This is a genomic window from Labrenzia sp. THAF187b (assembly GCF_009363375.1).
In the GTDB taxonomy this organism is placed as follows: Bacteria; Pseudomonadota; Alphaproteobacteria; order Rhizobiales; family Stappiaceae; genus Roseibium; species Roseibium algicola.
The window spans coordinates 2,980,774-3,002,636 of record NZ_CP045344.1 but is presented as its reverse complement, the minus strand read 5'-3'; the positions used below and the strand labels follow the sequence as shown (position 1 = coordinate 3,002,636).

22 protein-coding genes are annotated in these 21,863 nt (G+C 59.4%); 17 read left to right on the top strand and 5 right to left on the bottom strand.

What is annotated here, in order from left to right; all coding sequences use genetic code 11:
* Positions 1-24: 24 nt before the first annotated feature.
* On the bottom strand, positions 25-2,172 hold the full coding sequence (locus FIV03_RS13695; RefSeq protein WP_152509933.1) for a bifunctional diguanylate cyclase/phosphodiesterase: 2,148 nt from the start codon (positions 2,170-2,172) through the stop codon (positions 25-27).
* 183 nt (positions 2,173-2,355) lie between these two features.
* Here FIV03_RS13695 and FIV03_RS13690 point away from each other — a divergent pair, with 183 nt between their 5' ends.
* Both FIV03_RS13690 and FIV03_RS13685 read left to right on the top strand, forming a co-directional pair.
* Positions 2,356-2,745, top strand: coding sequence for a DUF6665 family protein (locus tag FIV03_RS13690; protein WP_209009973.1), 390 nt, complete (start codon positions 2,356-2,358; stop codon positions 2,743-2,745).
* Between the two features lie 224 nt (positions 2,746-2,969).
* Positions 2,970-3,974 carry a DUF1402 family protein gene (locus FIV03_RS13685; protein ID WP_209009972.1) on the top strand — a complete coding sequence of 335 codons (1,005 nt, stop codon included), beginning with the start codon at positions 2,970-2,972 and terminating at the stop codon, positions 3,972-3,974.
* A gap of 131 nt (positions 3,975-4,105) precedes the next feature.
* On the opposite strand, the gene FIV03_RS13680 is transcribed toward FIV03_RS13685, so the two are convergent.
* Complete coding sequence (locus FIV03_RS13680; protein WP_082444573.1) at positions 4,106-4,795, bottom strand: MBL fold metallo-hydrolase; 690 nt, start codon at positions 4,793-4,795, stop codon at positions 4,106-4,108.
* Positions 4,796-4,964: 169 nt separating this feature from the next.
* Between FIV03_RS13680 and FIV03_RS13675 the strand changes: the two genes are divergently transcribed.
* The 8 genes from FIV03_RS13675 (at position 4,965) to FIV03_RS13635 (ending at position 11,205) form a co-directional block, all read left to right on the top strand.
* Positions 4,965-6,062: a DUF1176 domain-containing protein gene (locus tag FIV03_RS13675; RefSeq protein WP_209009971.1), complete on the top strand. Its 1,098-nt coding sequence runs from the start codon at positions 4,965-4,967 to the stop codon at positions 6,060-6,062.
* A 214-nt stretch (positions 6,063-6,276) separates the two neighbouring features.
* The gene (locus tag FIV03_RS31860; protein WP_286202293.1) at positions 6,277-7,086 is read left to right on the top strand and encodes a cold-shock protein; all 810 of its coding nucleotides are present in this window, start codon (positions 6,277-6,279) and stop codon (positions 7,084-7,086) included.
* Positions 7,087-7,322: 236 nt separating this feature from the next.
* The gene (locus FIV03_RS13660; RefSeq protein ID WP_152509932.1) at positions 7,323-7,850 is read left to right on the top strand and encodes a GNAT family N-acetyltransferase; all 528 of its coding nucleotides are present in this window, start codon (positions 7,323-7,325) and stop codon (positions 7,848-7,850) included.
* Positions 7,847-8,695 (top strand): 23S rRNA (adenine(2030)-N(6))-methyltransferase RlmJ, encoded by an 849-nt coding sequence (gene rlmJ / locus FIV03_RS13655; protein ID WP_152509931.1) that lies wholly within the window; start codon positions 7,847-7,849, stop codon positions 8,693-8,695. The genes FIV03_RS13660 and rlmJ overlap by 4 nt, the downstream gene beginning before the upstream one ends.
* Before the next feature lie 97 nt (positions 8,696-8,792).
* Positions 8,793-9,239: a hypothetical protein gene (locus tag FIV03_RS13650; RefSeq protein ID WP_209009970.1), complete on the top strand. Its 447-nt coding sequence runs from the start codon at positions 8,793-8,795 to the stop codon at positions 9,237-9,239.
* A gap of 29 nt (positions 9,240-9,268) precedes the next feature.
* A complete protein-coding gene (locus FIV03_RS13645; RefSeq protein ID WP_152509930.1) occupies positions 9,269-9,925 on the top strand; it encodes a ribonuclease T2 in 657 nt (218 codons plus the stop codon).
* A gap of 47 nt (positions 9,926-9,972) precedes the next feature.
* A complete protein-coding gene (locus FIV03_RS13640) occupies positions 9,973-10,623 on the top strand; it encodes a glutathione S-transferase family protein (protein WP_152509929.1) in 651 nt (216 codons plus the stop codon).
* Between the two features lie 147 nt (positions 10,624-10,770).
* Entirely contained in the window at positions 10,771-11,205 is a 435-nt protein-coding gene (locus FIV03_RS13635; protein WP_209009969.1) for a DUF6165 family protein, read from the top strand.
* Here FIV03_RS13635 and FIV03_RS13630 read toward each other — a convergent pair whose 3' ends face one another.
* On the bottom strand, positions 11,206-12,000 hold the full coding sequence (locus FIV03_RS13630; protein ID WP_152509928.1) for an FkbM family methyltransferase: 795 nt from the start codon (positions 11,998-12,000) through the stop codon (positions 11,206-11,208).
* 174 nt (positions 12,001-12,174) lie between these two features.
* Between FIV03_RS13630 and FIV03_RS13625 the strand changes: the two genes are divergently transcribed.
* The 5 genes from FIV03_RS13625 (at position 12,175) to FIV03_RS13605 (ending at position 16,772) form a co-directional block, all read left to right on the top strand.
* Positions 12,175-12,942, top strand: a complete 768-nt coding sequence (locus FIV03_RS13625) for an FkbM family methyltransferase (protein ID WP_152509927.1) — start codon at positions 12,175-12,177, stop codon at positions 12,940-12,942.
* Between the two features lie 22 nt (positions 12,943-12,964).
* Entirely contained in the window at positions 12,965-14,344 is a 1,380-nt protein-coding gene (locus FIV03_RS13620) for a tetratricopeptide repeat protein (RefSeq protein ID WP_152509926.1), read from the top strand.
* Between the two features lie 223 nt (positions 14,345-14,567).
* Positions 14,568-15,065, top strand: a complete 498-nt coding sequence (locus FIV03_RS13615; protein WP_152509925.1) for a hypothetical protein — start codon at positions 14,568-14,570, stop codon at positions 15,063-15,065.
* 16 nt (positions 15,066-15,081) lie between these two features.
* Positions 15,082-15,867, top strand: a complete 786-nt coding sequence (locus tag FIV03_RS13610; protein WP_152509924.1) for a hypothetical protein — start codon at positions 15,082-15,084, stop codon at positions 15,865-15,867.
* 83 nt (positions 15,868-15,950) lie between these two features.
* Positions 15,951-16,772 carry a hypothetical protein gene (locus tag FIV03_RS13605; RefSeq protein WP_152509923.1) on the top strand — a complete coding sequence of 274 codons (822 nt, stop codon included), beginning with the start codon at positions 15,951-15,953 and terminating at the stop codon, positions 16,770-16,772.
* Between the two features lie 142 nt (positions 16,773-16,914).
* Here the strand turns inward: FIV03_RS13605 and FIV03_RS13600 are convergent, their stop codons facing one another.
* The gene (locus FIV03_RS13600) at positions 16,915-17,139 is read right to left on the bottom strand and encodes a tautomerase family protein (protein WP_152509922.1); all 225 of its coding nucleotides are present in this window, start codon (positions 17,137-17,139) and stop codon (positions 16,915-16,917) included.
* Between the two features lie 149 nt (positions 17,140-17,288).
* On the opposite strand from FIV03_RS13600, the gene FIV03_RS13595 reads away from it, so the two are divergent.
* Positions 17,289-18,896, top strand: coding sequence for a winged helix-turn-helix domain-containing protein (locus FIV03_RS13595; protein WP_152509921.1), 1,608 nt, complete (start codon positions 17,289-17,291; stop codon positions 18,894-18,896).
* A gap of 372 nt (positions 18,897-19,268) precedes the next feature.
* A complete protein-coding gene (locus FIV03_RS13590; protein WP_152509920.1) occupies positions 19,269-20,702 on the top strand; it encodes a glyceraldehyde-3-phosphate dehydrogenase in 1,434 nt (477 codons plus the stop codon).
* Between the two features lie 491 nt (positions 20,703-21,193).
* Here the strand turns inward: FIV03_RS13590 and FIV03_RS13585 are convergent, their stop codons facing one another.
* Positions 21,194-21,415 (bottom strand): hypothetical protein, encoded by a 222-nt coding sequence (locus FIV03_RS13585; RefSeq protein ID WP_062487708.1) that lies wholly within the window; start codon positions 21,413-21,415, stop codon positions 21,194-21,196.
* Between the last annotated feature and the right edge of the window lie 448 nt (positions 21,416-21,863).

The window sequence follows — 21,863 nt, the reverse complement described above, 5'->3', positions numbered from 1 at the left end:
CTACATGCCGCTTGCAGGCCTGCCTCAACTGCGTGCGGCGAGAGGTGAACGAAGGGAAGCCGGGCCATCGTCTTTATTGTCGCCAGCTTCACTCTTCGACGCTGCCGCCTTGCGTGATGGTTGAGACTGTTTGCGCACCTCGTTTTGCACCGGTCCTCCGTGCTGGATCAGGCGATCGACCTGCGATGGACGCCCCAGCAGAAAGCCCTGACCTTCGTCGCAGCCTTCCTGTTGCAGGATCTCCATCTGCGCTTCAGTCTCAATGCCCTCAGCCAGCACTGGAATGTCCAGGCTCTTTCCGAGAGCCAGAACGGCGCGCACGATCGCCTTGGACTGGCGGTCCTGTTCCATTTCGCCAACAAACGCCCTGTCGAGCTTGATCTTGTCGAAGGGAAAGGTCCGCAAGGTTTCAAGGGAAGAATAGCCTGTACCGAAGTCATCCAGCGCAAGACCGACGCCCAGATCCTTGATCTGGCGCATGATGTGCAGCGAACGGGCCTTGTCTTTCACAAGGGCGGTTTCCGTCAGCTCCAGTTCCAGGCGGTGTGGTGAAAGTCCGGTCGTCACCAGGGCTTCATGCACCAGCCGTGGCAGGTTGGTGTCCATAAACTGTACGGCGGAGACGTTCACGGCAACCCGGTAAGCCGGTTCCCATCGCGATGCGTCCTCGCAGGCCTTGTTGAGTACCCACGCTCCAAGGGAAGCGATCAACCCGTTTTCCTCGGCAACGGGAATGAACTCGGAAGGTGAAATCGGGCCGATTACCGGATGGGTCCAGCGAAGCAGGGCCTCATACCCGCGGATGCCCTGACTGGAATTCAACGACATCTGCACCTGATAATGGATCTCGAGCTCGCCCCGCTCCAGCGCCCGTCTCAAATCTTCTGCCAGTTGCCGCCTGTTTCGAACCGTTGCACCGATGTTGGCATCGTAGAAACAGATCGTTTCGAGAAACCCATGCTTGGCGTGATACATGGCAAGGTCGGCATTGTTGACCAGTTCGTCCGGCGTCTGGGCATCGTCAGGCCAGATCGCGGCCCCGAGGCTCGCGCCAACGATGCCGTCCATGGCACCTATTTCGATCGGACGGCTGAAAACGCTCTCTATCCGTTTCGCAAAAGACAGGATTTCATCCCTGTCGCTGAAAGGCTTGATGGCTGCGAATTCGTCGCCTCCGAGGCGGGCGATGAATTCATCATCGCGCAGGATCTGCTCCATGCGCCGGGCCAGGATGCGCAGAACCTCGTCACCGGCAGCGTGGCCAAAGGTGTCGTTGATTTCCTTGAAGCGGTTCAGATCGATCCCGATCACCGCCAGTTTCTTGCCGGGATTCAAATAGCCATCGAGATTTCCGGCAAGCTGTCTCTGGAAGCTCGTGCGGTTCGGCAAGCCCGTGAGTGCGTCATGCGCGGCAACATGGTGCAGTTGCCGCCTGGATATCGCTCGCACGTTGTTGTCGATCAGGAAGCTCGTCAGCCCGGTGCCGACAACCAGCAGGGCGACAACGGCAATCGCCAACGCAAGGGCAAGGGCAGCACCGCTATCGACCTCCGTGAAATTCTGCGACATCGGGATGATCCGCAACGCGGTCATGCCGGTGAAATGCAGGCTTACGATCCCGGTCACCATCAGGGCAACGGCAACCCAATACCGACGAGAGCCCAGGTAGGTGCGCCAGATCAAGGTGATCGCGGCAGCGGACAGGACAACAGACAAAAGGACGGACGCGACGATGTAGCCGAAGTCCCACTCGACGAGCCCTGTGACCCGGTAGGCGAACATCCCGGTGTAATGCATGGCCGCAAACGAAATTCCGACGAGAGCCCCACCCATGCCGGTCAGGATCTTTCCGCTACCGAGGCCGCTGACCACGAAACTGACAAACAGCCCGACAATCGCGATCACCAGCGAAATGAGTGTCAGAGCCGGATCAAACGAGACCGGAGCGGTCGGCTCGTACGCCAGCATTGCAACAAAGTGCGTGGTCCATACACCGCCACCACCGGCAACGGCGGCCAGAAACTGCCACCCGAGACGTTGCGTGCCTTGCGCACGCACACAACGCCGCAACAGCCGCAGGGTGACGGCCGATCCAAACAGACAAACGAGAGCTGCGAGCCCCACAAGCGCGATGTTGTGCTGATAGAAGATGCAGCCAAGCACATTAAACATGGTCGGGAATGATCCGTATAAATGCGTAGGTAATCGGGTAGGTAGCACCTAAAAGTTACGGTTGAATTGACTAATTCCCGAGAAACAGATCGACCTTCCGGCCCCTACCGAGGCCGAGCCTCACCGCGATGCAGTCGACGTCGGCTCTTGCGGAAAAAGGCTTGCCTTGAAAGGAGCCGTCGTGTGACCCTGCGTGAGATTGCCGCAACAGCTTCCGACGTCATGACCGTACGCCCACCTCAACTGACCAGACCTGCCGACAAGGATCCGCTCTCGGCAGCGCTCGAGAACGAGATTCTCAACGAGAAGGCATCCACGCTTTCGCGGCTTACCAAAAAGCTGGAGACGGCCCTGGCCGATCTGAAATCGGCGGAAGACGGTTCCGAAACAGATAGCGAAACCCTGCAAAACCGGCTTGCCGAAGCCGGTGAAGCGCTCTGGCATGTCACCATCCAGCGCGAATTATGCGGCTTGCGTCAGCACCGGGCCTTCTACGACTTCCTGGGCGTTCCAAAGGCTGTCCGCCTGCGCATGGGGCCTGCCGCGGCCTTTCGTTCGGCACCCGGCTCCTAACAATCCACCGGGCTGTGACCGGTATCACTTCTTTGTTGATGTCCCTGCCCTAGAGACAGGAACCGGTTGCATCTTCGCGGCTGCGGTGGTTTTTTCTGGGGGCTTTTTGCAAGATGAGTTATTTACAGTCGCATCCAGCGAGCTATGTGAACCAACTGGAGCTCGCCGGCACGACCGCATTTGGTCGGCGAGAAACACAAGATAAAGCCAGGCGCAGAAAAATTATGGTGTGCAGGAAGACCCGTCATCTCGGCCGAATTTCCAGACTGGTGACTGGATGTCTGGTTTTTGGCCTGCTCCTGACTCCATTGGCGCTGCCCCTCGCGACAAGTACGACCGTGCAAGCCCAATCCGTGCGGGTGGTGCCGGAAGGCAACCGGTTCAAAAGCCAGCCGAAGATCCCCTTCGCCTCTTCGCGCCGCACCGCCGCCTCCAAGTCATCCTATGATGCCAAGTTCGACAAGGTTCTGGCCGTTCTGAAGCGCGATCGCCGCCTGATGGGGTCCATCAAACGCGTCTCCGCCCGCTACGGCATCGACCCCATCCACATCATCGGCGCCATCGTCGGCGAACACACCTACAACTACGACACGCTCGACAGTGCCCAGTCCTATTACGTCAAGGCTCTTGCCTATGCCGGCATCCGCTTCGACTTCGAGCTGAACGGAGAGCACGTCGACAAGTTCGTCGAACGCCCGCAGTTCGATCGCTGCCGCAAGGACCATATTCAGAAAAGTTCGGACCGCCGCTGGTCCTGTTACGAGAACGTCTGGAACAGCAAGTTTCGCGGCCGTTCGGTTGACGGTGTCCGTTACCCGAAAAAGAACTTCAACGAAGCGTTCTTCCAGCCGCTCTATTCCGGCCAGAGCTTCGGCCTTGGCCAGCTGAGCCCGCTCACGGTCCTCAAGATGACCGACCGGGTTGCCAAGCAAAGCAACTTCCGCAAGCTGACAGCAGCCGATTCAGAGGCGGTCTACAAGGCCACCATGGACCCGAACATCTCGCTGCACTACATGGCCGCGATCATCCAGGACTCCATTGCCGCCTATAAATCCGTCGGCAAGGTGGATATTTCGAAAAACCCTGGCCTGACCGCGACGCTCTACAATCTCGGCGATCCCTGGGGCCGGGCCGCGAAATACCGCCGCAGCGGCCAAAGCTGGCCGCAGGAAAACTATTACGGCTGGCTGGTCAATGATCGCATCGACGATCTGAGAGGCCTGCTCTGACAGGTAAAGTCGCCAGCCGTCGCCCTACCGGCGCAGCCGGACCTCAGGCAGCACCAGATATCTAGTCTTCCGGTCCGCCGAGGGCTGCCCGAAGCGGGCCGTCCCTCGCCGGATCAAGGCATCACCGCCCCTCAGGTCAGGAACGGATTGGTCTCACGCTCATGACCGATCGTCGAGGCCTGGCCGTGACCTGGAAGAAAGGCGACATCGTCACCAAGCGGCAGCAGCTTTTCGCGGATCGACTTGATCAGGGTCGCATGATCGCCACCCGGCAGATCCGTGCGGCCGATGGAGCCGGCAAACAGAACATCGCCGGAAATCGCGAAACGCAGTTCCTTGTCGAAGAACACCAGGTGGCCGGGTGAATGGCCCGGGCAATGCAGAACATCGAACATCCGCCCGGCGATTTCCACCTGGTCGCCTTCAACCATCCAGCGATCCGGCATCACGGGCTTGACGCCTTCCACGCCGAATTGTACCGCCTGGTCTGCCACCCTGTCGATCAGCATCTGATCGGCTTCGTGCGGCCCCTCCACCGGCACCTTCAGCGCTTCGGCCAGGTCGGCCGCCCCACCAACGTGATCGATATGGCCGTGCGTGAGTACGATCTTTTCGACATTCACGCCCTGCTTGTTCACGGCTGCCAGGATTTTGTCGACATCGCCGCCCGGATCAACCACCGTTCCGCGCATGGATGAAGGGTCCCAGATGAGCGAACAGTTCTGCTGAAACGGCGTAACGGCAATCACCATCACCTGGATTGGCGGCATGCCGTCGTCCGGATTTTCATCCCCACCGGAGTTCGTCGTGTCCTGCGCCATGGTAGCCTCCTTCAACAGCGGCCTCGCACGGCCCATTGTAACAAATACGGGACAACACCATCCGGTGTCGTGTTTCTGGTCAATCGCGGCTTCACCTGGCCGCGTGCATTTCGTACAAGATGTATGGACCTGTTGGAAGACGCCAAGCACATTCGGATAGCCGGAGCTGATGACGCCACGACTGTTGACATTGCTGATGACTGTTGCCGCAGCGCTTTTGGGCGCTTCGAGCACAATGGCGCAGCCTGGCCGGACGACACCCAGCTTCGAAAGCTGGACGGTCGATTGCGGCAATACCGGCGTGTGCTTTGCCTCCTCCTTCACCCGCAGCCAGTCGGTCTGGGTCGATGTGCGCATCGTCCGCGACTGGCAGGCGGAAGCCCAGCCGCTTGTCCGTGTAACCACCAACACCGAGCTGCCCAAGGACGGCACCTTGAAGTTCGAGGTCGACGGCATTCCGATCGAGGCCCTGCCGATCGAACAGCTGCGCGAGATGCAGCCGGCAGTCAATCCGCCGGCCGGCTTCCGTCCGCTCGGTGGAGAAGGCTTCTGGTATCCGACAGGCCCGGCAACAACGACACTGCTTGACGCCATGCGCCAGGGCAAGGAACTCACCATCAGCGTACCTGCGACCACCGGAACCGACCCGGTTGCGGTACCCGTCCCCCTCCTCGGCCTCAAATCCAGTCTGCTGTGGCTCGACAATCGCCAGGACCGCACCGGCACCGTTGCAGCCATCGTCTCCCCCGGCACCGATCCTGCCAGGGACGCCCCGCACGCCATTCCGCTGATGAGCGCCGACCAGCTCCCGCCGGAAGTGGCTGCCGTCTGGTCTGCCAACCGCCTGTGCTCTGAAATCGACCCGACCATCTTCGCCAGCCTGAATGCCGTTCGCGTGCCGCTTGCCGACAGCGCCGCGCTCTACATCATCCCCTGTGGGGCTCCAACCGCCTACAACAGCCCCTATGTCGCAGTCCTTTCCGGCAAGGACGGTGCAGCCCGTCAGGTGCATGTCGCCCGCATGTCGGAAAAGGGTCCGGTCGCAACGGATCTCATCTACAACGCAAGATGGATTCCGGCCGATCAACAGCTCGTAAGTTACTTCAAGGGTTCAGGAGTTGGCGAATGCGGCTTGTGGAACCGATGGGTGTGGAACGGCACCGGCCTGGTGCTGCTGGAAGAAGCGGCCAGGAAAACATGTGACGGTACGGAACCTGACTTGTCCAATTGGTCAAGCACCTGGCCTCCGAAAAACGCTTCCAATTAGCGCCTGCACCAAGGATTTTCTTGCGATTTTCCCTGTCCCGCCCTTATGATGATAACGCAGCGGCTGGAGAGGGATGTGGCAAGATTGTTTCAACCCGATCCCAGAATGTTGATCAGACGCACGGAGTGCGCCTGAGTGTGGTGACTCGACTGTGAAGGCGGGTGAGGTTGGTCGTTATGTGCCGAAAGGGCGCAACAATTAAGGTGATTCGGTAATGCACGATGGTGATTCGGACCGGCGGTCGCGTGGTCGGCGCGGCGGCAAGCGCGAGTTTGGCGGTCCGCAAGACTTCGGCAGTGATTTTGGCGGAAGCGAGTTCGGTGGAGACTTCTATGGCGGCGGCCGGGATGGCGGCTACCGCGGCGGACGCGACAATGATTTTGGTGGCGGCTACGGCCGCGACGACAATAAAGAAGGCGGCTATGGCGGCGGCCGCGGCGGTTACGGCGGCGGTGGTGGCCGTGGTGGCTACGGCGGTGGCGGCGACCGCGAAGGCGGTGGCGGTTACGGCGGCGGCGGTGGCCGTGGTGGCTACGGCGGCGGCGGACGCGAAGGCGGCGGTTATGGCGGCGGTGGTCGCGATGGCGGCGGTTATGGCGGCGGCGGCGGTGGCCGTGGCGGATACGGCGGCGGCGGTGGCCGTGAAGGCGGTTACGGCGGTGGCGGACGCGGCGGATATGGCGGCGGCCCGCGCGAAGGCGGCGAAGGCGACGGTTTCCGTCAGCAGCGCCCGCGGCGTGACATGCCCCCGGTCGAGCGTGGCCCGCGTCAGTCTGGCACCGTGAAGTTCTTCAAGAACGACAAGGGTTTTGGCTTCATCACTCCGGACGAAGGCGATGCGGATGTGTTCGTGCACATTTCCGCGGTCGAGCGGTCCGGTTTTGCCGGCCTGGACAGTGGACAGCGAGTGTCCTTCGAGACCGAACCGGATCGTCGTGGCAAGGGACCGAAAGCGGTCAACCTGCAGGCGCTCGAAGAAGGCAACGCACCGCAGGAAGACGATGGCGGACCTGCCGAAGAATAAGCTCCCCTAGCCCCTGCCACACAGAGGCTTGAGAGCATGAAGCAAGTGGGCGCAGCCTTGCTGCGCCCACATTCTTTTTACCGACAATGCCGGCACCGCCTCCCCCGACCTGACTTGGAGTCGTGCCGGTTTCCCTTGATCCTCAGCAGTAGCTGCAATCAACGGATCCAGCGGACATCTTTCCACTTCCTGCCGAAGCCCCTATAAGGCGGGTCCGAAATCCACCGTGGTGCCCCATGCTTGCCGTTTCATCCGATACCCTGACCATCCGACCGTTCCTGCCGGGCGACCTCGGCGCGTTGTTGCCGCTGAACAATGCTGCTGTTCCGGCCGTCAACGAACTGACAGCCGAAGAACTGCTCGATCTGGTCAATTCCGCCCTTGTCTGTCTTGTTGCAGTCGTGGACGACACGCCTGCCGGTTTCCTGCTGTGCCTGGGCGACGGCGCCGGCTATGACAGCCGCAATTATCAATGGCTGAGCGAACGCGTTTCAAATTTTGCCTACACCGACCGGATCTGCGTCGACGAAAGCCTTCGGGGCAAGAGGATCGGCGACGCCCTTTATGGCGCCCTGTTTGAACGTTTTGCCGGCAGTGGTCGTGTTTTCGTCTGCGAAGTCAACGAACGCCCCGCCAACCCGGGCTCGATACGGTTCCACAGCCGCCTCGGCTTCTCGGAAATCGGCAAGGCAGACCACGGCGACAAGGCAGTCATCTTCTTCAAGCGCGATGCTGAACCTGCCTCCGGGAACCAGTCCGAATGAACTACCGCCATGCCTATCATGCGGGAAACATCGGCGACGTCCTGAAACACGTTGTACTGGCCCGCCTGATTGCCTATTTCCAGCGCAAGGACAAAGCCTTCCGCATCCTCGACACCCACGCAGGGATCGGTCTGTACGATCTCAATTCGCAGGAGATGCAGAAGACAGGTGAATGGCAACTTGGCATCGGCAAGGTGCTTGAAGCCGATATTCCACCTCAGATAGCCGAATTGCTTGCTCCCTGGCTGACGGCAGTGCGCGCGCTCAACGACGGCGACACGCTGAAGGTTTATCCGGGCTCGCCCATGGTCGCACGGCAGTTGATGCGCAAACAGGACCGCCTGACGCTGACGGAACTGCACCCGGCGGATTTCAAGACGCTCGCGGAGCGGTTCGCGGGAGACCATCAGGTCAAGACCATCCACCTGGACGGCTGGCTTGCCATGGGAAGTTTTCTGCCCCCCAAGGAGAAACGCGGCCTTGTGCTGATCGACCCCGCATTCGAGGTGACGGACGAATTCTTCCGCATGACCGATGCCGTGGTGAAGGCCTACAAGAAATGGCCAGGCGGCACCTATGCGCTCTGGTATCCGATGAAGGATGTCAGAGCGATCCGGCGCATGCATGGCGACTTCGACGAAGCTGGCCTGCGCGACGTACTGAGCCTCGACCTCAACGTCGGCAAGAGCGGCCCGGACACCAGAATGCTCGGTTCGGGCATGACACTGATCAACGCCCCTTTCACGCTTGCGGAGGAAATGCGTCTGGTTCTGCCCTGGTTGTGCGACCTCCTGCACCAGGGACCCGGCACCAGCTGGAACGTAACGCAGCTGATCGGCGAATAAAGCCCCTACAGTGACACTTTTACCGGGATCGAACCTTGACCTTCCGACCCGGCTCCCCCATCGTCTCCTACACAGTTTGATTTCCGGAGTTTATGCCGTGCGTATTGCCCGATCCGTCTGTTTGACCCTGTCAGCCTTGGCCTTTTGCGCAAGCTTGGCTGCGCCGGCTGCCGCGAATGACGACCGTGTCTATTTCTCGTTCGGCAGCGACAAGCGCTTACCGGACTGCACGGCCGCATCCGTTCAAAGCGCCGTCGCCGGAACTGTCGCCCGGGCTCGCAAGGACTATTACGGCGGCCGCACGATCTTGAGCATCGACGGCATCAGTGAAGTCAACAACAGCGGCAATGACGTCAGCCCGATCGAGCGCCGCTACTGCAAAGGCACAGCCAGCCTGTCGGACGGCACCATTCAATCCGTCCACTACATGGTGGAAGAGCACGCCGGGTTCGTCGGGCTCAGCTGGAATGTGGAAGCCTGCCTGGCTCCTCTGGACAAGTGGCGGGTCTACGGCGACCATTGCAGCACGGCGCGCCCGCACTAAGGCCACGGCCTCCCCAAGAAGGTTGATCCATGGCGCTGCTCGGCCATATCGGAAGACTGTCCGCCTGCCTTCTGGCGGGACTTCTGAGCATGCCTGCCCTGGCCGATCAGTCCGGAAAATTCGATTTCTATGTCCTCGCCCTGTCTTGGTCGCCGACCTACTGCAAGCAACAGGGCGCGGATGCCAATCCGCATCAATGTGATGTCTCCAAGCCCTTTCGCTTCGTCGTGCATGGCCTGTGGCCCCAATACGAGCGTGGTTTCCCGGAAAGCTGCCCCGGCGCACCAAAGCGCATCGACCGGCAAATTGCCGTTTCGATGGAAGACATCATGCCGAGCCACAATCTCGTCTTCCACGAGTGGCGCAAGCATGGCACCTGCTCCGGGCTGACACCGGAAGACTACTTCGATCTCACCCGCAAGGCTTTCGACAAGATCACCATCCCCGGAGCCTTCCGCACACTCGACAAGCGCGGCAAGGCCGCACCCGATACCGTTGAGAAAGCCTTCCGGCTTGCCAATCCGGGCCTCAAGGAGGACGGGCTTGCCGTCACCTGCGACCGGGGCGAACTTGAGGAAGTGCGCATCTGCCTCACGCGGGATCTGGAATTCCGGGCCTGCCGCGAAGTCGACAGATCCGGCTGCCGCGCCGGCAGCCTGTCCGTGCCGCCACCCGGTGCACGCTGACCGTCTTAGACACCCCAACCGCCTTCTTCTTTCAGGAGTTCGGACCCATGATGAAACTTCGCTCGTCTCCCCCTTCGCCTTTCGGCCGCAAGGTGAAGCTCGCCCTGTCCATTCTCGGCCTCAAGGGCAAGGTCGAGATCGAAGACGCCAACACCGCCGATCCCTCTGACAGTCTGCGCAGCCAGAACCCGCTCGGCAAGATCCCGGCGCTGGTCCTGGAAAACGGCGACGTCCTCTACGACAGCTCCGTCATTCTGGAATACCTCGACTTCCTGGCGGGCGGCGGCAAGCTGTTTCCGGAAGGCGAAGCCCGGTTTCCGGTCCTGCGGGACCAAACACTGGCTGACGGCATCATGGATGCGGCCATCCTTCGGGTCTACGAGAAGCGCTTCAAGGAACAGAAGTACCGCGACCCGGCCTGGGACGCCTATCAGGCAGCCAAGATGGACCGTGGTCTGAAGCACTTTGAAGACAACACGCCGCCCGCTCCGGCATCCGCTGCAGACGTCAACGCTGGCTCGCTGACGCTCGCCTGCGCCCTCGGCTACCTTGATATCCGTTTTGCCGGTGAATGGCGGCAGACCCATCCGAAACTTGTGGCCTGGCTGGACACCTTTGAAGCAGCCGTTCCTGCTTTCACCGACACGAAGGTGCCGCCTGCCCCCGTTCCGGACAACGCCCCGGCCCTGCTGCAGTAATCGCCTGCCTGCAGCAACATGCAATCAGCCAGCCCTGGTGACACAGGGCTGGCTTTTTTGTTCGGCGGGTGGTTCTTTGCCCCCCGCTCTGCAAGCACGCCAATTAACGGACCAGCGACTTGATGCTACAGTTCTGAAAGCAGCGGGATGAACATGAGGGCATGTGTCTTGGTCGAGATGATCTACATACCGATTTCACCGGCTGAACTCCTCGACAAGATCACCATCCTTGAAATCAAGGTCGACCGCATATCCGCTCCGGAGAAACTGGAACACGTCCGCTTCGAATTGGCTTCGCTCAGCGAGATTTACGACCGGCACATGCCTGATACGGGCCAGGTCCACACCTGGAAGGCCCGGCTGAAAAGCCTCAATGAAAGTCTGTGGAGTTTCGAAGACGACATCCGCAACTACGACCGATCCCAGGATTGCAAGGACCGCTTCGTGGATCTGGCACGACGCATTTACCAGACAAATGACAAACGCGCGGCACTGAAGCAGGAGATCAATACGGAACTCGGGTCTCGTATTGTCGAGATAAAATCATATACCGCCATCAGCAGTCTGCAGAAACTCCCCTAGTCAGTTCAAGACGAACACGAAGTTTGAAAACTGGTAGAAATTCGCCAGCGGGTCTCTCGGCTCTCGCCGCGTCCAGCCGTTCGGCAGCAACTGATAGACGTCGTATTCTGGAAGCAATTCCGCGAAGTCGTTCAGCGTCCTGCTGCGGAACATCTGGTGCCAGTTGAACTCCATCTGGATGAACCGCGGCCTGATTTCGGAAAACACCCTGGTAGCCCCTTCGAACACTTCGGTCTCAAAGCCTTCCGTGTCGATCTTGATAAGATCTACCGCCGTAATTCCGGCTACCCGGCAATAGTTATCGAGCGACGTCACCCGTGCCTTCACAGTTTGCCCGTTTGTGACATAACTCACCTTCTTCACCTCCTGAGAAAAGGAGGCAAGAACAGGGTTCGTTGCATCGAAATTCAGTATCCCCTCGCCGTCGAAGTTACCCACGCCGACGTTTTCGCAAACAATCCTGTCGCCATAGGCCTGCGTGTTTCGCACCAGTTCTCCATGCGATGAGATCAGCGGCTCGAAGGCAATGACGTTGGCGGACGTATAGTTCAACAGGTCGAGACTGTATCGTCCGATATTCGCACCGATGTCGAAACAGAGCCTCGGTGCAGTGGCGGCCAGGATCTCTTTCACAAAGAACGTCTCGCCGCTCTCCAGATTGTTGTAGCCCCGCGCCGACAAGGCGGCATTCAACAGATAGTCGTTCAGCTCGGCCAGATCCGGACTGTGCCGGTTGGCGATGTACCACTCCAGAAATGCCTCGGTCAGGCTGGATGCGGATGTCTGGTCTTTCATTCGCGCCGTCACCTTTCGCCATCTGCAGTGCGTGCTCCTTGCGCCCCCCTTACAGCGGGATCATCAAAGCCTTTGAATTTGGGCAGCACCCTGAACTAACCTAAGGTAACTTTCGCAGGAATTTGAACCATTCAATTCAAAACAATTTCAAATCAGCCAGGACCTCACTGCCTCATGACCATGCCGGAATTCTACAGCGAGTATTCCCCGCAAGCCCTGACGGACCTCCTGGAAACGCTTGTCGGTCAGCTGAAACATGTTTTCGGGCCGAGCCGGGGCGGCTTGCGGCACGAGATCTGGGCCGTGGAAAAGGCCCTGGGCATGCACCAGCAGTATTTCAGCCAATCCGGCCAGGACAAGTTCCTGAACGACGAGGTTCTGAAACACCGTACAGGCGGCGTTTTCCTGGAACTTGGCGGATATGACGGGCTCACTGGTTCAAACAGCCTTTTCTTCGAAAAGGAACTTGGCTGGACCGGGCTTTTGATTGAGCCGTCACCGGCAAACTTTGCAAAGGCGACGTCCGTTCGCGGCTGCAGCTGCCTCAACGCTGCGGTCGGCTCGCCGACACCTTTCGCGGAATTCCTGGAAATCCGAGCCGGCTACACCCAAAGCGGCGGTCTGCTCGCAAACATCGCTCCGGACCTTCTGGAAAGGATCCGGCAGCACCCCGAGCACGACGAGCGCATTGCAAAGATACCGGTTCGCTCGATCAGGGAGATACTGGCAGACGCGGGAATTGAGCGTATCGATTATGTGTCTCTCGACGTTGAAGGAGGCGAGATGGCTGTCCTGGAAGAGTTTCCCTTCGAGACCATCCCGGTCGAAGTGTGGACCATAGAGAACATTACCGACAGTCCCGAGATCCCCTCCTTCATGGCCGGAAAGGGATACGAGGTGATCGAGTTTATCGGCATAGACGAAGTCTACAGAGCAACGTGAACAGGACAGCGCAGCAGACCAGATGACCAGAGACCCCGGCCCCCTGACGGCAGATGACTTGTACGAAATGGCGCTGCGAAGCTTCGGCCGGGAGCAATGTGCCACGGCGATTGCCTATGCCGATGCCTGCCTGAAGCTCGCTCCGGACTTTGTGGACGCCTGGCTGCTGCAGGCGGAGGTTCATCTTCTGGAGGAGCGGGATGCGGCTGCACTCGCCTGTCTCACCCGGGCTGCATCCATCACGCCGCCAAGCATCGTCGCCCTGCACCGCCTTGCTGCGCACTACCTGCGCCTCGGGCGCCCGGAAAATGCCTTGGCCGTGGCGGAACAGCTGAAAAACCTGCAGCCGGACGATCCTGAGATAGACTATGTCCTGGCCGTTGCACGCTCCAGATCAGGCAGGCACGGCGAAGCATTCAACACCTTTCAGAAGCTCTTGCGCGACGATCCGGACGATGCCGGTTCAGCTATCGAAGCCTCCTGGCTGGCTCTGGGGCAAAGGGACTATCGGCGTGGCTGGCCGCTTTGGGAGCATCGCTTCGGTGCCGGCGTCACTCCGGCCGCCGTTCACCACCTGCCCTTCTGGGACGGATCTCCGCCAACGGAGCGAAAAATCCTGGTTCTGCCCGAGGGTGGGCACGGCGACATCATCTGGGCGGCGCGGTTTCTGCCCGCTCTCAAGGCTGCCGGCGCTAGCGTCCATTTCCTGTGTCTCCCGGCCCTGTCGCACCTCCTGCAGAACCTTCAAGGTGTCGACATCTGGGTCGAGAATGCTGAAGAGCTCCCTGGGTATGGCTGCGAGCTTCAGATCTCGCTTCTGTCACTGCCTTATCTGCTTGGTGTCGATGATCCGTCCCGTTACCCACCTCCGCGCCTGAAGTGCGATCCGGCGTTTGCAGAAAGGCGGAACGCCTTGCTTGCAAGGGCGAGAGCACCACTTCGTGTCGGCATCCTCTGGTCTGGAAACGTCGACTACGGCGGCAACGCGGACAGGGCAGCGCACCTCTCGGATTTTCTGCCGCTTGCCGAACTGCCCTTCGTTCAACTCTACAGCCTGCAGAAAGGGCCGCCCCACCGCCAGCTCATCGAAGGCGGCTTGGGCGATCTTGTCATTGATTGTGACGATTTCGATTTTGCCGAAACCGCCGCCATGATCCAGTCGCTGGACGTCATCGTGATGACCGATAGTGCGGTGGGACATATTGCCGGGGCGATCGGCACACCGGTCTGGCTGCTGCTCGACACTTTTCCCCACTGGTATCACTGCTTTGAAGGAGACCGTTCGGACTGGTATCCGGGCATGCGTTTTTTCCGGCAACAGCAACCGCGTGACTGGAGCAATGTCATCAGGAACGTAGGCGAAGCTCTGAAAGGAGTTGCGGAAAGCAGAGGCATTTTGTAACTTTATGTCAGTTTAGCACTTAAATCTTTTATAGTATTTGGTTCTTGAGGGATAAGCTTTGGTTGACCGAAAGAAACCGGGGATCGATCAAGATCTCGTAAAACTGGGCGCAGCCAGAAGACCGTCAGCCGACAGCTCCATGGGCAGTCGGCCCGGACAGATGCACTCCGAAACCCTCACCGCCGGCCCCGCAGGATATACCCCGTTCAAAGGACGGCCGGCGATGGATACCATTTATGCAGGACATCCAGGCTCGCGGCGACCGGCGATGGACACCATATACGCAGGACATCCGGGCTATCGCCGACCGGTGATGGAAACCATCTACGCTGGCCATCCCGGCCATCGCCGACCTGCGATGAATACCATCTATGCCGGCCGTCCCGGCTTCCGGCAGCCAGCTATGGAGACCGTCTATGCTGGTGGCGCAGGCTACCGCCGACCGGGAATGAACACCATCCACCCGGGACATCCCGGCTCACGGCTCGCGGTGATGAACACCGTTTACGGGGGGCGCGCGGGGTCACGGGTACCAAACGCAAATACGGTCTTCTCGCCGGGCTACGGCGTGTCTCAAATTCAGACGCGGCAAGTCACGGATCCCTTTACCCGCCAGCCCGTGACCGTTTCCTACAATACCGTCACCGGCCTTTATCTCGACAAGAGCCTCAATCGCTGGCTCCCAGCCCCGCCCTGGATCAGTGCACAATTCCGGCGATAACAAGGGTGGCGCTCCCGTGCTGAGTTTCAACGTTACCGTCGATGCAAGCGGCGGAAACACTGAAGGCAGCGGGCCGGCAACGATCGGCTGGCTGCTGGCGGGCAACGAATCCCAACTGGTCTACAAGCCACCGCAAAGGCTGAAACAGTCCTCAGCCCCGCGCCAGCGAACCCATGCCAAATCCGTGACATCCTGCCCTGCGGTCCTGGGGCTCGAAAGCCGGCTTTTCGAAGTACCATGCCCATGCGACCTCTCCCTTCAGATGGCCGAAACCGACTTCGGTGAACCCGTGGTCGTGAACGCCGACGGGCCAATGTCCTCGGTTCGAGACGATGTCTTCGCTCACCTGATTATCCTTCATCCGCGCGAAGAATGGCGCTCGCCCGACCGCCCTATCCTGCAGATGCGCCTGCCGTACATCTTCGTTGCGGACGAGCCCACCTACATGTCGCAGCTGCCACCGTTTCAGCATGTCGGGAAATCGTCGCTTCCCGGCCTGATGATACCTGGAAGGTTCCCGATCAACGTCTGGCCGAGAACGCTGACATGGGCGTTCGAATGGCACGATATCTCCGCCCCTCTCATCCTGCGCCGTGGAGACCCGCTGTTTTATGTTCTTTTTGAAGTCTATCCGCAGTCCCGGGCCATCCAGCTGGTGGAAGCGGAGCACACTCCGGAGCTGCAAGCCTATCTGCAGCAGATCAATGGCGTCGTCGGCTACGTGAACCAAACCTTTTCACTGTTCAAGGAAGCAGAAGAGCTGCGACCGGCGCAACTCGTAACTCCAAAGAAAGCACCTTAGGAAACCAGTGAAAGTCTGCCGAGGTCCGCCCCGAGACCCCCGGCACCCATGCCCCGGCATCACCTTCAGAGAGGCAACAGGAAATGGCGAATGAGGCCGACGGAGCAACACCGCTCATCATCATGATTGCCATGCCGACCCGCGGCCAGGTCGAACTGCCGACGGTCCGCTCCCTCATCGCGTTGACGCAGGAGTTTCAGCACCACGGACTGCCGTTTGCGTTCGAAACCTATGGTGCCGCAAACCTCGTCATCAACCGCAACCACCTTATGAGCAAATTCCTCGCCCACAAGCAGTTCAGCCACATGCTGATGCTCGACTCCGACATGGAATTCACGCCTGAGGCCGTGTGGCGCCTGGTCGCCTTCGGCGACGATTTCGTCAGCGCGTCCTACCCGCAGAAATATTACAACTGGGATCTGCTCCGGCACCTGATTGAAGCGGAAACCGCCCTGCCGGAAGCCGAGCGAAGCCCGATGGAACAGCTCGTTTCCCGCAGCATGACCTACAATCACCAGCTTCGCGACTATGACAACACGGATTGGCACCCCGAGCACCGGGATGGTTTCATCTCCATTCCCGCCGGAGGTCAGGGCCTGACGCTGCTGAGCCGGAAGGTGCCGGAAACGATGGTGGAACGCGGTGTCGTCACCAACTACCCCGACATGTCGCTGATCCCCGCCCATGCAGACATGGAATATTACGACTTCTTCGGCCACCTTCCGACGCCAAGCGGTCGGTTGTTCCTGCATGAGGACCAGAGCTTCAGCCTGCGCTGGGTACGCGGTTGCGGTGGCACTATCTGGCTCGACTATCAAACCGAAATCCGTCACGCAGGCCTGCACACCTTCGAAGGCAAGTACGCCGACAGACTGCAGGACGATTTCCCTTCCCTTGAGGTTTGACGGCAGGCGATGCGTTCAGCATGGAAGCAAGGGCCTCAACAAGCCCGCGATTGCGCATGAGTGCCTACCGGCATCTTCCGATCAAAACGCAAAAGGCCGCGCCCCAAGGCACGGCCCTTCTTGCAACAGATTTTCGGCAGCGTCAGGCGACTTTCTTGCCCGACATCGCATGAACGTCCGCAGCACCCAGACGCTGGCCGCCAATGGCCCAGTCACCCTGCTCGACTTCCATGATGCGGACCCAGGTGACCGGACGCATGGCTTCGCCTTCCACGGAGACCATGGCTTCGGTTACCTTTTCGATCAGCTGGTGCTTCTGTTCGGCGGTAAAAACATTCTTGATGACATCGATCGTTACCAGAGGCATTTCATTTCTCCTAGTTCATGTATCAGTGTTTCAAACCAATATCGGGTGCTCCCGATGAACAAGAGATACGCCTTCCCCTACGGCAATGCTTGACGGGAACATGAATATAACTGACCTTTTCATGAAGACTTTCGGGGAAAGGGGAACGTGTGCCGCAAGCCGACGCCCTGGTGTTCACCTTTGACGGATTTGAACTGGACGGCGCGCGTTTCGAATTGCGCCGTGATGGCGAACGCGTGGCGATCGAGCCGCAAGTCCTCTCCCTCCTCTTGCTGCTGGTCGAAAACCGCGACCGAATGGTCAGCAAGGACGAATTGATAGAGCATGTCTGGGACGGACGGATCGTCTCCGAAACGGCAGTGGCAGCGCGGATCAAGGCTGCGCGCAAGGCAGTGGGGGACAACGGCAGCACACAGAAAGTCATCCGGACGATCCATGGCAAGGGGTTCCGGTTTGTTGCGGAGACCGAGGTTTCCAGTGTCCAGGCAAAGGCACCCCCGACACGTTCGGGCCTGATAACCGAGGAACAGGCCGCCCCGGCAATTGAGGAAGTGCTGAAGACCGCGCGCGACGGGCGGCCTTCCATCGCCGTCCTGCCCTTCCAGTATTTTGGCGAACCGGGTCAGCACGAAATCGTGGCCGATGCCCTGCCTGCCGACATCATTGCGGATCTGTCGCGCCTGCACTGGCTGTTCGTTATCGCACGCGGATCGAGCTTCCGCTTTCGCGGACCCGATGTGGACCCGCTTTCCGCCGGCCGTCAACTCGGCGTTCGCTATGGGCTCACCGGCACGGTCGAACTTGCGGGTGAGAGCATCACGATCGGCGTTTCGCTGATCGACATGACCAGCAGCGGCACGATCTGGGCGGAACACTATCGTGGCAGCCTGCCCGAATTGCACCAGCTCAGACCGGAAATCGAAAGCCATGTCGTTGCCAGTCTGGCAGTTCAGATCCCGCAGAACGAAGTGCGCATCGCACGCAGACGCGCTCCGGGAGAACTGGATGCATGGGCCTGTTTTCACCTGGGGCTGGATCACATGTACCGGTTCAATCGGCAGGACAACGCCCGCGCGTCAGAACTGTTCACACGATCCCTGGAATGCGATCCCTATTTCTCCGGCGCCATGGGCGGGCTGTCCTTCACACATTTTCAGTCGGCCTTCATGCGCTTTGCGGAAGATCCCGAAGCCGAAGTCGAAAAGGCCCGCGCACTGGCGCACCAGGCGGTGGAGACCGACAGGCTCGATCCTTTTGCTCACTTCAATGCCGGACGGTGCTCCTGGCTCGATGGTCGGCTGGAAGATTCAATCGCCTGGTTTGACCGGGCAACCAGCCTCAGCCCCAGTTTCGCACAGGGCGTCTATACACGCGGGCTGGTAAGCGTGATGGCGGGTCAGGCAGCGCAGGCCGATGCAGATCTTGCGCTGGCGCTGGACCTCAGCCCACTTGACCCGCTCGCCTATGGCATGGTGTCGGCACGTGCTCTGGTTCAATTGCAACTGGGCGACAGGCAGAGGGCGGAAGAGCTTGCCGTGAAAGCAGCGCAGATGCCCGGTGCGCACAAGCATATCTCGCTGATCGCGGCCCTGACATCACACCTGGTCGGCAAGAATGCAGAAGCCCGGCAATGGCTGGCACGGGCGAAACAGGCAGATCCGGAAATCAGTTCGGAAGTCTTCTTCGCGTCCTTCCCGTTTGCCGAGAGCGGCGCGCGCGAAACGATAGAGAAAGGCCTGCGCGAGCTCGGGGTGTGAAAAGGCTTCGCGTCCCCATGACTTCCGGAAGCCGATACGTCATCAACGCAGGACTTGCCTGAAGTACGATGTCTGCTTGAAACCGCAGTGCGAATTCGACCGCAATTGCCGATGACGGGCACGAATTGCCAGGTTTTGCTCTGCGCTTCTGCGTTCAGACCAAGTCTCTCCGAGTTGATTATCTGCACTTGCAAGGTTCCAGATGTAACGGCTCCGGCGGCCTGGATGCGACTAAAAGCACCCTCCCCAAATTTCAATCGATTAGTCTTCAATCTGCTTATGGACATTACGTTTCCACAAGAGCTAAAGACCGTGCGCAGGACAAAGACTTGCCACTCAGCGCGCTGGAAAGACCATAAGGGAGTTTTGTGTATGGCGGCCATGGATAACCACTTCGACAACTGGAAGGAACAACAGTCCGCTGCCGAGCAGATGATCCCGCTGGTTGGGCATCTCTACCGTGACTACGGCATCAACATCCGGATTTTCGGTCGGCGTCTTCTGAACAACTCCGCCATCGAAATCCTCAAGGCACACCGCTATGCCCTGCAGATCACCGGGCAGGAACTGGACGTCACCAAGAGCCTCGAAATCGTCAAGGCAATGCTGAAGATGGACCTGGCCGCTTCACGCGTCGACCTCGGCAAGCTGTGCCACGGCTACATGGAAGAAGGCGGTGACGTTAAGAGCTTCCTCGAGAAGCAGCTGGCCAGCATCAACACCGGCAAGACATCCATCCTGCAGGAACCGCAGGATGTCGTTCTCTATGGCTTCGGGCGCATTGGACGCCTTCTTGCCCGCATGCTGATCGAACGCGTCGGTGCCGGCAACAAGATGCGCCTGCGCGCGATTGTCGTGCGCGGCGGCAAGGCCGGCGACCTGAAGAAACGCTCCAGTCTGCTGCGACGGGACTCCGTCCACGGCGCTTTCAGCGGATCCATCACCGTTGACGAAGAGCAGAATGCGATCATCGCCAACGGCAACTACATCCAGGTGATCTACGCCAACTCTCCTGCCGAGGTCGATTACACCAAATACGGCATCCGCAATGCGCTGGTGGTCGACAACACCGGCATCTGGCGCGACGAGGATGGTCTTGGCCAGCACCTGAAATGCCCGGGTGCAGCGAAAGTGATCCTGACCGCGCCGGGCAAGGGCAGCATCAAGAACATCGTCTATGGCGTAAACCATGGCGACATCTCGGCGGATGACAGGATCCTGAGCGCGGCCTCCTGCACCACCAACGCCATCACGCCGGTGTTGAAGGTGATCAACGACGAGTTCGGGATCGAGAACGGCCACGTGGAAACTATCCACGCCTTCACCAACGACCAGAACCTGATCGACAACTACCACAGCGGGGATCGCCGTGGCCGGTCCGCGCCCCTGAACATGGTACTGACAAGCACGGGCGCGGCCAGCGCCGTCGCAAAGTGCCTGCCGGAAATGAAGGGCAAGCTGACCGGCAACGCGGTGCGGGTGCCGATCCCCAACGTCTCCATGGCCATCCTCAACCTGAACCTCAAGCGCGAGACGACGGCCGAGGAAATGAACAATTACCTGCGCGGGATTTCCGTGCAGTCGCCGATGCAGGACCAGATCGACTACACGGCTTCGACCGAACTGGTCTCCTCCGACCTCGTCGGTTCCACCCATGCCGGTGTGGTCGACAGCCAGGCAACCATCGTCGACGGCGACCGGCTGGTCCTTTACGTCTGGTATGACAACGAGGCGGGCTACAGCACACAGGTGATCCGCCTGATGCAGGAAGTCGCGGGTATGAAATACCCGTCCGTCCCCGCATAATCCTGCCGTTACCGAACAGGAGGGGCCCAAGTCATGTCTCGGCCCCTTCCTTTGGCTTTGGCTTTGAAGCTGCGCGAAGTGCTTTTGCCCCATCAATGCACGGGACGGGGTGGCCTTTTTCCAGGTTTGATGATCGCTGCCGGCTGTTGCAGAGCGCCGGACCGAAAACCGAACAAGTCGGTCAGCACCGTGCCTTGAATTCGGTTGCTCAACAATCTGGATTGAGTGGCAAAAGCAGGCATTCAAAAAAGGCGTAGAAATTTCAAAACGCTTGGAGAAGAGAGCTTGCCTGAAGGGGGCCAACCGGCCGTTTTAGATGTCTTCTTCTTGAAAACCTGTCTGCGGGCAATTCAACGGATTGATGGGTATACCCTGGCAAGCAGGCCAAAACACATCAATGCCAGTCGAATTGCACCGCAGGAGAGGTGACCCTTATGGCGTCTTGTTCACGCCGAGGGTTTCTGGTTGTCAGTTCCGGTCGAGGTTAGGCCTCAACGAGATTTCTGACGGGAAGATTTCTTGATCTTCACTGTCTGCGTATCGGAATTGCTTTCGTGACCGATCTTGCCAAGTTCGTCGACAAGATTGTCGATGCAATCCTGAAGCGCCTGTCCTTCAAGTCCCCAGCAGCTCTGGCCAGCGGAAGCAGGCGTTGCCTGGATCAGGAACGTGGACATGACAGCAGCCAGTGCGAAAGAAGTGGTTTTCATCATAGTAGTTCTCCATTTGGTTTTGGCGTCGGCGACCTTGCCGACATACCAAAGATGGGAACCTTTCTTTTCAGCCCCGTTTCACCGGGTGTTTCAATTGTATCCGGGCGTTCGCCCCACAGAAATATCCGACACATTGTTTCAAATGCGAGGTCTGAACGGGCATTGAGCTGGGCGACAAAACCCCAGACATGACCTGTGTAAACGACTGAAGAAAAATATCTTTTGAAAAAGTTTAAAAAGCCGGATCACGCGCCGGGGAAAGCGTTTCTCCATGTCCGCCCGGTATCAAAAAGCCCGCCCTTGCTCACACCAAAGGTACAATTGTTACCGTTCACAAGGAGACAGTGCGGATCTGAGGCAGGATTGATGCGCCAAAAAGCCTGGATGCTGACCAACAGGACGCAAATTCCGGCTCCGACGAACTGGAATTCGAGGCAGGTAACAGGCT